Raw genomic sequence first — 14,789 nt, 5'->3', positions numbered from 1 at the left:
TGCACAAAAAAACGGGTTTGGCCTTCGGCCAAACCCGTTTTTTTGAGGGAGAAGGGATCACCGGCCTTCGGCCAGTGATCGGGGTTGGCTATTAACCAGCCAACAGCCGGTTAAAGAGATTTTCTAAAGAGCATTTGGAATCAGCGCTTTGTTTACTATATTTAATACGTAAACCCTATTATTACCCCTCAAATCAACTGAAATGCTAAAGCGCATCTATCTCTATTGCCTGGCGGCAACCCTCATGTTAACCTATTACAGCTGCTCTAAGAAAGACGCCCCTAAAATCCCCGGGGATGGCACTGAGAGCTCACTGAACGAAGATGATCCCGTTATCAAACGTATCCTTAAAGCCGGATTCAAAAAAGAAGAGATCCAGGAATTCAAGGATTACTACATGGTACAGGGAGATATCATGTTTGACAAAAAAGCTACGGATGACCATGACGTACATACGGAGCAGGCTATGTCAGACTACCTGGTAGTATATGGTATGCGTACCATCAATGTGTACCTGGCTGGTGGTTTCAGCAGCATCAACCTGGATGGCCCGCTGAATACAGCTATTGCTGCTTACAATGCCCTGGGCTCAGGACTGCAGTTTGTAAGAGTATATACCCAGGCGCAGGCTAACATTTCTATTGTGCGGAATAACAACATTGGGACCAACGTATGCGGTTCTGCAGGTTTTCCCAGCACGGCAGGCAGGCCTTACGGCACTGTGAACATCTCTGAAACTACGTTAACTACCTATGGGTTAACAAGCGCTTCACAGCTGACATTCCTGCTGGCTCATGAAATAGGCCACTGTATCGGCTTACGTCATACCAACTGGCAATCTGCCGGTGAGTCTTCCGCCTATCCTGTTGGCGGTACACCTTCTACAGATGGCTCTTCTGTTATGAATGGCTCTACCTGTGGTAATTCCTGGAATGGCTTCTCTTATTATGACCAGGTAGCTATCCAGACCATGTACACCACTCCGGCAGCCGGCATTCCTTCTTCTCTGAGTGCGGGACAGTCGCTCGGCCAGGGAGGATATATCCGTTCTGACGACTACCGTTTTACACTGGTATTACAGGGAGACGGTAACCTGGTATTGTATCATTTCAACCAGCCTATCTGGCATAGCAATACCTGGGGCAATCCGCAGATCACACAGTGTGTAATGCAGGGAGATGGTAACCTGGTTTTATATGATAATAATGGTACTGCTTATTGGGATAGCCAGACTTACAACTATCCAGGAGCTTCACTTCATTTGCAGTCAGATGGTAATCTTGTTATTTACCAGAATGGTGTGGCAAGATGGGCTTCGAATACTTGTTGCCGGTAAGTTGTAACAGAGTGGAACTCTCTCAACAAAAAGGGTTTTGCCTTCGGCAAAACCCTTTTTGTTGAGAGAGTTTTTTGCGCTGCGCGCGGCTGATTTTTTTAATGATGGAGATTGAGCCTCCGGTCAGCCATAAATATTATAACTCAGGATAGAGTGTGAACTGTTTCATAAAGTCATTCACAGCACCTCTTACCTTAGTGATCAGCGCTTCGTTGTCAGCATCCATCAGCAGCTCATCGATCCAGGATACTACCTGTCCCATATGTTCTTCCTTCATACCACGGGTAGTGATAGCAGGAACACCTACACGGATACCGGAAGTCACGAATGCAGACTTATCATCGAAAGGCACCATGTTCTTATTCACAGTGATATCAGCTTTCACCAGTACCTGCTCGGCTTTTTTACCGGAAATATTCTTGTTACGCAGGTCTATCAGCATCAGGTGGTTGTCTGTACCGCCGGAAACGATCTGGTAACCTTTATCTGTCAATGCTTTGGACATAGCCTGGGCATTTTTTACGATCTGTTTTGCGTAAGCAGTGTAATCGTCGCTCAGGATCTCGAAGAAGCTCACTGCTTTAGCAGCGATCACGTGCTCCAGCGGACCACCCTGGATACCTGGGAATACAGCAGTATCGATCAGGGAACTCATCATGCGGATCTCACCTTTTGGTGTTTTCAGGCCAAAAGGATTTTCAAAGTCCTTACCCAGCAGGATCAGACCACCACGTGGGCCACGCAGTGTTTTATGAGTAGTTGTTGTAACAAAGTGACAGTGGTCAAACGGAGAGTTCAGAAGACCTTTTGCTATCAGACCTGCCGGGTGAGCAATATCTGCCATTACGAAAGCACCTACCTGGTCTGCAATCTGGCGGATACGTTTATAGTCCCAGTCGCGGCTGTAAGCAGAAGCGCCACAAACGATGAGCTGTGGTTTCTCTTTCAGCGCAATTTCTTCCATTTTATCGTACTCGATCAGACCTGTTTCTTTATTTACACCGTAAGAAAATGCCTGGTACAGTTTACCGGAATAGTTTACCGGAGAACCGTGTGTCAGGTGACCGCCCATGCTCAGGTCCAGGCCCAGGATCTTATCGCCTGGTTTCAGGATGGCAAGCATTACTGCTGCATTGGCCTGTGCGCCGGAGTGAGGCTGTACGTTGGCATACTCTGCATTAAAGATCTGTTTAGCTCTGTCTATGGCCAGTTGTTCACTCTGGTCCACAATCTCACAGCCACCATAATATCTGCGTCCGGGATAACCTTCAGCATATTTGTTGGTCAGAACAGTACCCATGGCCTGGATCACCTGCAGGCTGGTAAAGTTTTCCGATGCAATCAATTCTATACCATGACGCTGACGCTCCAGCTCCTGGCCGATGATATTAAATATTTGCAGATCTCTTTGCATTGTACTTTGAAAATTTGCTGCAAAGGTAATCGAATTTGTGAATAGTGCATAGTGATTTCGGGATAGTTGATAGTTTTTTTATCTGGTTAAAGAGACTTCGTCAGATATAAATACTGGCAATGGTTATATTATCAAATTTTTACACTACTGATTAATGACGGAGTTCGATTATGAGTTGTGAGCAGAAAAGAAAGAATTGCTCAAAAAAATCACTTTTATCGAAGGCAAAAGTGATTTTTTTGAGAGGGGAGTGAACCGGCCTCCGGCCGGTTAAGAATTTAAACGGATCCACCGGAGAGGAAAGTTATTTTCAAATTTTGTTTACCTTCACGCCCTCGGTACGAGAATGATCATCCTAAACCAGACCTGCGGACATGAAGGCGATTATACCTGTAGCCGGTGCGGGCACCAAGCTACGTCCACATACATACACACAGCCTAAGGCATTAATTCCCCTCGCGGGCAGAACAATACTCAGTATAATTATTGACCAGGTAGTAGAAGCCGGTATTACAGAATTTGTATTTGTAATAGGTTACCTGGGAGAAAAAATACAGCACTATGTGCAGAAGAAATATCCTCACCTGACCTGTCACTTTGTTCAGCAAAACAGCCGTGAAGGTACAGGGCATGCTATATTGCTTACCAGGCAGGTAGTACAGGATGATGAGATACTGATAGTACTTGGGGATACCATCTGTGAAGGTAACTTCGAGGAACTGATCAACTCTCCGGTATCTCTCCTGGGACTTAAGAAAGTTGATGACCCGCGTAACTTTGGTGTGGCTGAGCTTAGTGAAAGCGGGGATATTATCCGCGTAGTGGAAAAGCCGCAGATACCTAAATCGAACCTGGCGCTTGTTGGGGTTTATAAAATAAAGGAAACAAAACAACTGTACGATTGCCTGGAACAGAATATTCTTGAGCAACGGAAATCGCATGATGAGTTTCAGCTTACTGATGCGTTACAGTGTATGATAGATCATAATGTGCAGTTCAGGCCTTTTAAAGTCAGTAACTGGTTTGATTGCGGGAGGAAGGAGACGCTGCTGGAAACGAATGCGATTCTGCTTAGCAAGTATAAAATGGGGAATAATCCTGTTCTCCCGTTTGAGAATACGATTATCATTCCTCCTGTTAGTATTGGTGAGGGGTGTAATATCAAGAATTCTATTGTAGGGCCTAATGTTGCTATAGGCGATAATACTGTGATCAACTACTCTATCGTTAAAGATACTATTATCGGATCTTTCAGTAATTTGTATGAAGTGGTTTTGAAATCTTCTCTTATAGGGAGTGATGCGAATATCAGAGGGCTTAGTCAGAGTCTGAATATCGGGGATAATACGGAGATAGATCTGGGATGAAATTTTTTCAGATAGCGGGGAACTGCACAAAGAAACGGCTTTCACCGGAGGTGAAAGCCGTTTCTTTGTGAGAGGACCTGCGGCCGGCTTTAAAAGAGATTTTTTTTGCGCGGAGATTAAACTCAGGATGATAGCAATCATTCATCTGTTTTGCGTTTTTTACATACTTTCACCCCATGAACCGCATTACACAACTCTTCCACATTCAATACCCTATCATCCAGGCAGGTATGGTCTGGGCCAGTGGCTGGAAACTGGCAAGCGCAGTCAGCAATGCAGGGGCGCTGGGGCTTATTGGCTCTGGCAGCATGTACCCTGATGTACTGCTTGAACATATACGGAAATGCAAACAAGCCACACAAAATCCCTTCGGCGTTAACGTACCATTACTTTACCCGGACATCGACAAGCTGATAGATATCATCATAGCAGAAAAAGTTCCCATCGTATTCACTTCAGCAGGCAACCCCAAAACATGGACGCCGGTGCTGAAAGCTGCGGGCATTACCGTAGTACATGTAGTATCCAGCGGATTGTTTGCCGCCAAAAGCGAAGCAGCCGGAGTAGACGCAGTAGTAGCAGAAGGCTTCGAAGCCGGCGGACATAACGGCAGAGAAGAAACCACTTCCATGGTGCTCATTCCTTCTGTATGCGAACAGGTAAAGATCCCCGTTATAGCTGCCGGAGGTATTGGCTCCGGCAAGGCCATGACAGCGGCTTTTGCACTGGGAGCAGAAGGCGTACAGGTAGGCAGCAGGTTCGTAGCATCACCGGAGGCATCGTCACACCCTCACTTTAAACAGGCAGTGCTGGACGCCAAAGAAGGCGATACCATGCTGGCCATGAAAAAACTTACACCGGTAAGATTACTCAGGAACCACTTCTATGAAACAATAAAAGCAGCGGAAGATAACGGGGCCGATCCTCTCCTGCTGAAAGAACTGCTGGGAAGAGCGCGGGCCAAAACAGGCATGTTTGAAGGAGATCTTAATGAAGGAGAACTTGAAATAGGGCAGGTAAGTGCATTGATACATACACTTAAACCTGCCGGAGATATTGTAAAAGAAATATGGGAAGAGTTTAACCACACAAGGCGGCAACTCTGTCTTTAAGATTTACGTCCTATCCACCTGATAGCTTCCTTCCAGGTGATCTTCTTACCATACATTAATATACCTGTACGATAGATCTTTCCTGCCAGCCAGGTAGTGGCCAGGAACCCGAGGATCAGTAATGATATGGAAAGACCCAGCTGCCAGTAAGGCACTGTGCCCGGTACACCATAAGGTAACCTTGCCATCATGACCATCGGTGAAGTGAAAGGAATGATACTGCCCCATACCGCCAGTGAACTGGTGGGGTTCTGCACAGCAGAGATCATCACCATAATACCAATAATAATAGGTAGCGTAATAGGGAATGTCAGCGCCTGCGCATCTGAAGGGTCTTCATTTACCAGGCTGCCCACCGCTGCAAACAGGGCAGAATAGAACAGGTAACCACCCAGGAAATAAAAGATGAAACAGGTGATTATCACCGTCCAGTTAATACTGCCCAGCACAAAGCTGATCTTTTCCATAGCCTCTATGGCAGCGGCATTACCTGCACTCTGCATACCTCCTTCCTGGAGAGAACTGATACTGTCTGCAGAAAAGAATAAAGGTAACAGCAGCTGTACACCGATGATCAGCACTACCCAGATCAGGAACTGCAAAAGTCCCACGCCGGCAATGCCTATGATCTTACCCATCATCAGCTGGAAAGGTTTTACACTGGAGATCATCACTTCTGCAATACGGCTCACTTTCTCTTCCATTACACCACGCATCACAGACATCCCGAAAAACATCAGGATAATATAGATGATAAATCCGCTGGCATATCCTACTCCATAAGCTACAGCAGAATTGCCTTTCTTACCTTCTTCACCTGTCTGGAAATCTATGTTGATGTCAGACTTAAAAGCATGTACCTTCTCTACATCAATATTCGCCTGTTTCATTCTCTCCTCTTCTATCAGGTCGTTTACATGACGGTTCAGGCGGCTCTCAGTAGCAATACCAGGCTGTGCGTCGCTGTAATAGGTAATACCGGAAGGACGGTTAATGTCCAGCCGGGGAATGTATAACAACCCGGAATAACCATATTCTTTGTAGGTGTGCCTGAAAGTATCTACCGATATATTTTCAAGGTATTTGTAATACACGCCTTTATTGTCAGGGAAGCGGTTCAGGAACAGGTGACTTTCATCTATCACTGCTATCCTTTTCTCGTCTTTGGAATTAGTGGCGATGAGGATAGGGATGACGATCATTGCAGCAAAGAACAATGGCACCAGCAGCGTTACAACCAGGAATGAACGTTTGCGTACACGGGTAGTGAATTCTCTTTTTATTATAAGCCAGATCTTGTTCATAGTATCAGATTGTAGCGGGTTGTAACGCAGGTTCTGTTTGCTGTACCTGCTGAATAAATACTTCGTTGATAGAAGGTAATATCTCGTGGAAAGAAGTGACAGGAATATTATATCCTATAAAATGCTTCAGTATATCGTTGGTGTTGCTGCCGTCAGCCAGCTTTACGGTCAGGTCTGCTCCCTGCTGTTTAATGATCTGGAAATGATGTGTGGCTACCTGTGCAAAGTTAGGTTGCTGTCCCAGGCCGATACGGAATACATGCTGTTTGAAATCCTGCTTGATCTGTTTCACTTCTCCGTCCAGGATCTTCTGTCCTTTGTTCACCAGTATGATCCTGTCACATATCTCTTCTACCTGTTCCATCCGGTGAGTAGAAAAGATAATAGTGGTGCCATTGCGGCTCAGGTCGAATATTTCCTGTTTGATGAGGTTGGAGTTGATAGGATCTAATCCGGAGAATGGTTCATCCAGGATGAGCAGGTCAGGGTTGTGCATGATAGTTGAGATGAACTGCACTTTCTGCTGCATGCCTTTACTGAGCTCTTCTACCTTTTTGTTCCACCAGCTGTTGATCTCAAATTTATCAAACCAGTATTTTATTTTTTCACGGGCTTCTTTTTCTTTCAATCCTTTCAGCTGTGCAAGGTAAAGTGCCTGCTCCCCTACTTTCATCTTTTTGTACAGGCCTCTTTCTTCCGGCATGTAGCCTATGGCATGAATGTCAGTATGGGAATCGAAGGGGCGGCCTTTAAAGAGTATCTCTCCCTGATCAGGATAAAAGATACCTGTTATCATGCGGAGTAGTGTGGTTTTCCCTGCGCCGTTGGGGCCTAATAATCCGAAGATGCTACCCTGTGGAATTACGAAGCTGATATCATCTACAGCTTTATGTGTGGCATAGTCTTTTCGCAGGTTTTTAACTTCTATGAGGTTCATGGAATAAATATATATAAAAAAAGCGCAGGAAATGAGGAGGGGAGCGGGGAAACTGCTCAAAAAAATCGCTTTTGCCTTCGGCAAAAGCGATTTTTTTGAGTGAGGGAGTTAACCGGCCTCCGGCCGGTTAAGGTGATTTTCTTGAGTGAGGAGAATTTTGTTCTACGACCGGTTAAGACGTTTTTTTGAAGGGGGGACTGCGACGGCCGAAAGATTATTTGAAAATCCTTTCTGCGGCAGCGGCGTATGCAGCCCCTATACTTACCGGCACCTGGCCTATGTATAAACAATTCCTGTCTGCCCTTGCTATTTTGTTATTCGCTACAATGAAAGAGCGATGTACCCTTGTAAACTTATCAGGTGGCAAAAGCGCCAATGCTTCCTGCATAGATAAGCGGGAAAGAATGCGTTTATCTTTTAATACAAAACTGATGTAATTCCCTGCGCTTTCCATGTAAAGAATATCTTCCAGCTGTACTTTATATTGTTCATACCCGCTTTTGAGAATAACATATGAAGGCGCATCAGGCTGTGTATTCTGTTGTTTCAGTTCCAGCAATGCCTTTGCTTTATTGCATGCTTTCAGGAAACGTTCAAAGGAGAATGGTTTCAGCAGATAGTCCAGGGCATCCAGCTCAAAACTCTGTACAGCATGTTCTGAGTAGGCAGTTGTAAAGATGACCAGCGGCCCTCCCGGCAGCGTAGCCATCAGCTCCAGCCCGGAGATATCCGGCATGCGGATGTCCAGGAAGAGGAGGCTGACAGGTTCCTGCTTCAGATAGGCCAATGCCTCGAAGGGATCAGTGAAGTACCCTTTTATTTCAAGGAAAGGTACCTGCTCTGCATGTGAGCGTATAATGGACAATGCCACCTGTTCATCATCTATTGCAATAGCTGTCAGTTTCATACTATTTCAATGGTAAGATGCACAAAAAATTCTGTAGTGGTTTCGCGGATGTTCAACTCATGCCTGTGAGGGTACAGTAATGCCAGGCGCTGCTGTACGTTATGTAATCCTATGCCCATGCTTTCTTTTTCTACTTCGCTACCGCGGTTACTATGCACAGTATTACTGATATCAAAATAGATCTTTTCCGGTGTACATGATAAGGAGAGGATGATGCGCGATTTATGCCGCAGGCTCACTCCATGTTTGAACGCATTCTCTACGAAGGGGATCAGCAGCATGGGCGCTATTTCATGCTCACAATGTTCGTCATTGATATTCACTTCTATTAATATATCCGGCGATGCCTGTGTGCGTAAGCGCTGTAAGGAAATATAATTTTCAAGGTAGGCTATTTCTTTGGAGAGGGAGATCTTTTCCAGCAGGTTATCATGTAGCATAAAGCGCATCATATCTCCCAGTTTCTGTATGCCTTCGCTGGTGGCGCCGGCTTTCTCCTGCAATGCGGTGCCGTATAGGGTGTTCAGTGCATTAAAGAGAAAGTGCGGGTTGATCTGCCAGCGCAGGAAGTCCAGCCCTGTTTCAGATTTATTCAAAGCTTTCTGCAACCCGAGAATGGTATCTGTATGCGCATGTCTTATCCTGTACATCCAGATAGTAAGCGGGTACAATAGCAGCAAAGTGATAAAGTAGGTAATGATACTCATAACGATCATAGCTCCTCCCGGGTGGTCCATCACTACGCTATAAGGCAGCATAAGCAGGAAAGCTGAAAGATTGATCAACGCTACCCGGAGTGTAAGCTGACGTATGGTTAACCTGTTATAATACTTTGGTAAAATAATATACATCAGCACCAGGTACATGGCTCCCAGGTAAGTACTGGTAAAGAACAGCAGTCCCATTACTTCATGATGCCGGAAACCGGTCGATGTCAGCATCACAATGATCACCGCTATGCACACCAGTTCGGTGCGGGTTTGCCTGAACCAGGGTGAGCTTAGTACTTTAGGATAGAGATGTATCAGGAACAGGTGACGGCCTGCATAGTAGAGGGCATACAATGTGGCGTAAAATATAGTGATAATAAACGCTGATTTTGCACAGTGCGTATGTACACCTTGTACAGTTTTGTAAACACCGAATAAATAACCATTATACCATGTGCTGGCTATCATGATGGTGAGGAATACCACGCCGGTTACAATGGCCAGGAACAGGCTGCCCATCTTCCATCGTTCTTCTTCATAATAATAAGGGATGATCCACAGATGAACAGCCAGGAAGGCCAGGTACACAACGGTGATATGCGCCATCAGGGGCAGCAGGTAATGTTTGTAGTAATCAAATACCTGGTGATATCTTCCAAACTTATATCCGTATTCATGCTGCAGTTCAAATACATTATATGATATACTTCTGTATAAGAGAAAGAAGATGAGCAGCAGGAAAATGCCGGTGGCTATGCTCAGTTCTGTTTTTCTGATCTGGTTCATAAGGATAAAATCTTTCAGCAATGATAGTTATCCCAGCTACACTTTTTCTATTTATGTGATAAAACGAGCAGTATCAGTGATAGAAAGCGATAATACGTTCTGCCACGCGTTCTCCGTCCATGGCGGCAGAGACGATCCCGCCCGCATAGCCGGCCCCTTCTCCGCAGGGATAAAGACCTGTTATCTGCGGGTGCATTAAAGTGTCATCCTGACGGGGAATACGTACGGGTGAAGAGGTGCGTGATTCTGTTGCCACCAGTATTGCATCTGATGTATAGTATCCTTTCATCTTGCGGCCAAATGCTTTGAAGGCTTCTCCCAGGCGGGTGTGTACACTTGCGGGTAAAACTTCCCGCAGGTTTACGCTTTTTACACCGGGTATATAAGAGCAATCGGGCAGGGTTGTGGACACCTTACTGTGTACAAAATCCGTCATTCGTTGAGCAGGCGCTACAAATTGTCCGCCGCCGGCTTTGAAGGAATCCTGTTCTACCATTTGCTGATAATACATGGCTGCTAAAGGGCCTTTATCTGCGAAGGGAACAAAATCATTTTCATCAACAGTAACGACCATACCGGAATTAGCGAAGGGGTTATCACGTCTTGAGGGCGACCATCCATTCACCACCAGTTCTCCGGGATCTGTAGATGCGGGAGCGATGATGCCGCCGGGGCACATGCAGAAAGAGAAGACGCCGCGGCCTTCTACCTGTTCAACAAGACTGTAGCTGGCAGGTGGTAAATATTCGTTACGTACAGGACAATGATACTGAGCGCTGTCTATCAGCTGCTGTGGATGCTCTACACGTACGCCTAAAGCAAAGGGCTTAGCGGTGATAAGAATATTCTTCTTATGCAGCAGTCGGAAAATATCCCTGGCAGAGTGCCCTGTGGCAAGGACCACCTGTTTTGCGGAGAATGTTTGTCCACCCGCGGTTTCCACTCCCGTCACTTCTCCGTCTTTCACAACGATATCTGTGACTTTCTGATCAAAGTGTACTACGCCGCCGCTATTGATGATCTGTTCTCTCATGGCAACGATAATGTGTGGTAATTTATTGGTGCCTATGTGAGGATGTGCGTCGTATAATATTTTTTCTGTTGCTCCGAAGTGAACAAAAATACTGAGTATACGGTTTATATTACCGCGCTTGTTCGAGCGCGTATACAATTTACCATCTGAGTAGGTGCCAGCCCCGCCTTCTCCGAAACAATAATTCGAATCAGGATTCACCACCCCTGTTTTGTTTAACGCTGCCAGGTCACGCCTGCGGGAACGTACGTCTTTGCCCCGTTCCAGCACTATGGGCCTGATACCAGATTCTATGAGCCGTAATGCGGCAAACAGGCCTGCTGGTCCTGCGCCTATGATGATAGCTTCAGGAGCGTTGGCAGGTAAAGTGTCATATATGGGTATGATGGTCTCTCTTTCCCGGAAGGGTTCATTGATGAAAACCTTCAGGGTAAGGATGAAAAATGTTTGCCTGGAACGTGCGTCAATAGAGCGTTTCAGCAGGTGAAAGCCGGTGATGTCTGCAGGTTTTATACCCAGAGATGCTGCCGCTTCTTTTATGATGGCGGCGTCTGAATCTGCCCGGGAGGGCAGCAGTTTAAGTGAGATCTGTTGTATCATACTGAAGGTTAGGTAGTTATCCCAACAATTGCGGGGCAAAGATAATAAACTAAAAACGGATACCTGTATTCAGCAGGTACCCGTTCTAAATTTATTTTGTTAATGAGTTGTTATTCTCAGATGATCAGAATGGCAGGTCATCGGCCGTACCACCACCGGAAGAAACTTCCTGGGAAGCGTTGTAGTTTGGCATTGAATCCTGTGTAGCGCCGCCGGCAACAACAGATTCCATGCGCCATGCGTCGAGGTTGGTGATGTAATTCACCCTGCCGTCTTTTTCCCAGCGGGTGCCTTTGATGTTGAAGTATACCTTAACGGTTTCACCTTCATTGAACCGGTCTACGATTGCTGTCCTGTCCTGCACCGCCTGGAACTTGATATAGTTGTTTATAACGCGGCCATTGATATCATCGGACTTTTCGATAACGAACTCCCGTGTCTTAAAGGTTTCGCTACGTTGCATCGTATTATACTTCACGATCAGTTTTCCGGTTATTTCAAAACTCATATAAAAAAATTTAACTGTTCAGAGGGTCAAAGATAGGTTTTTTAAGCAGAAGTAGTGCGCAATAAAATTTAAAACAGACAGTTATAAAAGAAAGACACGAGCACATGCGCGTATGTTAAGAATTTTGCATGGTATTTGCTAACTATAAGCACATTTTTTTAAATGCAATTACTAACATAGTTTTGCACGCCCGTACGGAATTATTAACATTTCGGGCAACTCGGAAAAGTTGAGTTTTACCTTGCTTGTTATCTGTACAATAGTATTTTATCAGTAAGTACACATATCTATGACAAAGTTGTTAATGTCAACTGGAAAAGCCTGGATATCAAACCAGTGTAGTACTGGGTTTTATGGGATTTTAAATTACAATGCGCGAGCGTGAAAACACATTAAAAAACAGCAAAAAACAGAGGCGACAATCTGTAATCTGAGAATGAGAAACAAGGGTAGATAAATTTTTTTTTTCAACATTTTCTACAGATATTCGTCGTCCTGTCTGAAAATCTATCAACTCCCCACGTTGAAAGATTTACAATTCGAGAACAATCCTTAATTCAAGAACAACATTAATTTACATTAGCTCAATGAATAAAACTTGCGACCAAGTTTGGGAAAGGTGTCTTAATATAATTAGGGATATTGTGGAATGGCAGCCATTTAAAACCTGGTTTGAACCGATTAAACCCATCCAGCTTGAAAACAATGTTTTAACCATTCAGGTGCCCAGTCAGTTCTTTTACGAATACCTTGAGGAGCACTACGTAGGATTACTTGGGAAGACAATTAAAAGAGAACTGGGCAAAGAAGCCAGGTTAGAATATCGTATAGTGGTTGAAAACGGTACTCCGCATCAACACCCTAAAACAGTAAACATGCCAACGCAGTTTACTAAAACAAAAAAAGACAGCGAAGTTGATTTTCCTTTAACGATACAAAACCCGGTAAAGAACCCCTTTGTTATTCCCGGTATAAAAAGAGTACAGATAGATTCTCAGCTGAATCCTCACTATACTTTTGAATCTTACATTGAAGGAGACTGTAACCGTGTTGCCCGCAGGGCCGGTAAGACCGTATCTGAAAAACCAGGTGGTACTTCCTTCAATCCTCTTGTTATATATGGGAGTGTAGGTCTGGGTAAAACACACCTTGCACAGGCAATAGGCAATGAAGTAAAACGCATACATCCCAACAAAGCAGTGTTGTATGTAAGCGCTGAAAAATTCATCAACCAGTTCATTGATCACTCAAAGAACAGTATCATCAATGACTTTATTCACTTCTATCAGTTAATTGATGTATTGATAGTAGATGATATACAATTTTTTGCCCGTGCAGAAAAAACACAGGATGCGTTCTTTGCCATCTTCAACCACCTGCATCAATCCGGTAAGCAGCTGATCCTGACTTCAGACAAACCACCAAAAGACCTGGACGGTTTGCAGGAAAGATTGCTCAGCCGTTTCCGCTGGGGCCTTTCTGCAGATATGCAGATGCCTGACTTCGAAACGCGTATGGAAATACTGGAAATGAAGATGCGTAACGACGGCCTGGAAATGCCGAAAGAAGTAGTGAAGTATGTTGCATATAATATACAAAGCAACGTACGCGAGCTGGAAGGCGCACTTATCTCCCTCCTGGCACAGTCTTCCCTGAACAGGAAAGAGATCGACCTGGAGCTGGCAAAACGTGTACTGAAATCTTTCGTGAAAACATCTTCCAAAGAGATCACCATCGAAAGCATCCAGAAAATGGTATGCGAATACTTCGATGTTCCGTACGATAAACTGCTGCAGAAAACACGTAAACGTGAGATCGTGCAGGCCAGGCAGATCACTATGTATCTTGCCAAATCCTTTACCAAGAATTCATTGAAAACCATCGGCGAACATTTTGGCGGCCGTGACCACACCACCGTGATCCACTCCTGCCAGACCGTAAAAGACCTGATGGACACAGATAATACTTTCCGGGACAGCGTAATAGAATTGCAACAAAAAGTGCAACTCGCTGCCATGTAACCATTGCTATCCGATATTCCTCAAACCCTAAATAACCTTATTGGTCCCGGGAAAAACTCCCGGGACTTTTTATTATCTTAGTTATTATCTTGTGCTTAACAATTTCATAATCACCAGGGACATCCGGCGCTTAATAACAACCAATAACTTTGTGCCGTAACGTATGCCAAAGGAATATCAACACATACTATGGGGTTCCATCAGGTCAGGCAATGAAAAGGCCTTCCGTCAGCTATTTGATGAATACTGGGAAGATCTGTTCAGCTATGCCAGTAAGATCACAAAAGATCACTCACTGGCACAGGACATTGTACAGGGTCTCTTTATTCATCTCTGGGAAAAGCGGGACAATCTCCCGGAAGTAACCGCCGTCCTTCCTTACCTGCGCTGCGCACTTAAGAACCGCCTGCTCAATGCGCTGCGCGATGAACATGTTTACCAGCGTCATGTAGATACCTTCACACAGGTTTGCGAAACCAATACCAGGGCAGCTTCAGACCAGCTCCAGTTTAAAGAGACAGAACAACAGGTATTGCAGTCCATCAACAGCCTGCCCGGCAAAATGAAAGATGTTTTCTATTTACACAGGATAGAACATCTCTCTGTTGCAGAGATCGCTTCAAAACTTGGCAGCAGCCCGCAGACCATCAGGAACCAGTTAAACACCGCCCTGCAGAGAATGAAGAATGCCTGGGCACTGGACCTGCTGATCGTTCTTTTCCTGGTTGAAAGGATACTGTAACCTCATCCCAAT

At 45.0% G+C, this 14,789-nt stretch carries 13 protein-coding genes; 5 read left to right on the top strand and 8 right to left on the bottom strand.

Going from position 1 to position 14,789, the window contains the following annotated elements:
• The first annotated feature begins 202 nt into the window (after nt 1–202).
• Entirely contained in the window at nt 203–1,336 is a 1,134-nt protein-coding gene (locus GO493_RS15730; RefSeq protein WP_157307160.1) for a M57 family metalloprotease, read from the top strand.
• Between the two features lie 136 nt (nt 1,337–1,472).
• On the opposite strand, the gene GO493_RS15725 is transcribed toward GO493_RS15730, so the two are convergent.
• Nucleotides 1,473–2,750 carry a serine hydroxymethyltransferase gene (locus GO493_RS15725; protein ID WP_157307159.1) on the bottom strand — a complete coding sequence of 426 codons (1,278 nt, stop codon included), beginning with the start codon at nt 2,748–2,750 and terminating at the stop codon, nt 1,473–1,475.
• Nucleotides 2,751–3,124: 374 nt separating this feature from the next.
• Here GO493_RS15725 and GO493_RS15720 point away from each other — a divergent pair, with 374 nt between their 5' ends.
• Nucleotides 3,125–4,117: a sugar phosphate nucleotidyltransferase gene (locus GO493_RS15720; RefSeq protein ID WP_157307158.1), complete on the top strand. Its 993-nt coding sequence runs from the start codon at nt 3,125–3,127 to the stop codon at nt 4,115–4,117.
• A 7-nt stretch (nt 4,118–4,124) separates the two neighbouring features.
• Here GO493_RS15720 and GO493_RS31100 read toward each other — a convergent pair whose 3' ends face one another.
• Nucleotides 4,125–4,262: a hypothetical protein gene (locus tag GO493_RS31100; protein ID WP_232538863.1), complete on the bottom strand. Its 138-nt coding sequence runs from the start codon at nt 4,260–4,262 to the stop codon at nt 4,125–4,127.
• Nucleotides 4,263–4,293: 31 nt separating this feature from the next.
• Between GO493_RS31100 and GO493_RS15715 the strand changes: the two genes are divergently transcribed.
• Nucleotides 4,294–5,229, top strand: coding sequence for an NAD(P)H-dependent flavin oxidoreductase (locus tag GO493_RS15715; RefSeq protein WP_157307157.1), 936 nt, complete (start codon nt 4,294–4,296; stop codon nt 5,227–5,229).
• On the opposite strand, the gene GO493_RS15710 is transcribed toward GO493_RS15715, so the two are convergent.
• The 6 genes from GO493_RS15710 to GO493_RS15685 form a co-directional block, all read right to left on the bottom strand.
• Nucleotides 5,226–6,533: an ABC transporter permease gene (locus GO493_RS15710; RefSeq protein ID WP_157307156.1), complete on the bottom strand. Its 1,308-nt coding sequence runs from the start codon at nt 6,531–6,533 to the stop codon at nt 5,226–5,228. The genes GO493_RS15715 and GO493_RS15710 overlap by 4 nt on opposite strands.
• 4 nt (nt 6,534–6,537) lie before the next feature.
• Entirely contained in the window at nt 6,538–7,470 is a 933-nt protein-coding gene (locus GO493_RS15705) for an ABC transporter ATP-binding protein (RefSeq protein ID WP_157307155.1), read from the bottom strand.
• 214 nt (nt 7,471–7,684) lie between these two features.
• Nucleotides 7,685–8,377: a LytR/AlgR family response regulator transcription factor gene (locus GO493_RS15700; RefSeq protein ID WP_157307154.1), complete on the bottom strand. Its 693-nt coding sequence runs from the start codon at nt 8,375–8,377 to the stop codon at nt 7,685–7,687.
• Nucleotides 8,374–9,873 carry a sensor histidine kinase gene (locus GO493_RS15695; RefSeq protein WP_157307153.1) on the bottom strand — a complete coding sequence of 500 codons (1,500 nt, stop codon included), beginning with the start codon at nt 9,871–9,873 and terminating at the stop codon, nt 8,374–8,376. Before GO493_RS15695 ends, GO493_RS15700 begins: the two co-directional genes overlap by 4 nt.
• A gap of 73 nt (nt 9,874–9,946) precedes the next feature.
• Nucleotides 9,947–11,506 carry an NAD(P)/FAD-dependent oxidoreductase gene (locus tag GO493_RS15690; protein WP_157307152.1) on the bottom strand — a complete coding sequence of 520 codons (1,560 nt, stop codon included), beginning with the start codon at nt 11,504–11,506 and terminating at the stop codon, nt 9,947–9,949.
• 124 nt (nt 11,507–11,630) lie between these two features.
• Nucleotides 11,631–12,014, bottom strand: a complete 384-nt coding sequence (locus GO493_RS15685; protein ID WP_157307151.1) for a DUF3127 domain-containing protein — start codon at nt 12,012–12,014, stop codon at nt 11,631–11,633.
• A 587-nt stretch (nt 12,015–12,601) separates the two neighbouring features.
• On the opposite strand from GO493_RS15685, the gene dnaA reads away from it, so the two are divergent.
• Together dnaA and GO493_RS15675 are read left to right on the top strand one after the other, a co-directional pair.
• Nucleotides 12,602–14,035, top strand: a complete 1,434-nt coding sequence (gene dnaA, locus GO493_RS15680) for a chromosomal replication initiator protein DnaA (protein WP_157307150.1) — start codon at nt 12,602–12,604, stop codon at nt 14,033–14,035.
• Nucleotides 14,036–14,198: 163 nt separating this feature from the next.
• Entirely contained in the window at nt 14,199–14,777 is a 579-nt protein-coding gene (locus GO493_RS15675; RefSeq protein WP_157307149.1) for an RNA polymerase sigma factor, read from the top strand.
• Nucleotides 14,778–14,789: the final 12 nt, after the last annotated feature.

It is taken from the genome of Chitinophaga tropicalis (assembly GCF_009758205.1).
Taxonomy (GTDB): Bacteria; Bacteroidota; Bacteroidia; order Chitinophagales; family Chitinophagaceae; genus Chitinophaga; species Chitinophaga tropicalis.
This window is presented reverse-complemented; position numbering and strand designations above follow the sequence as displayed.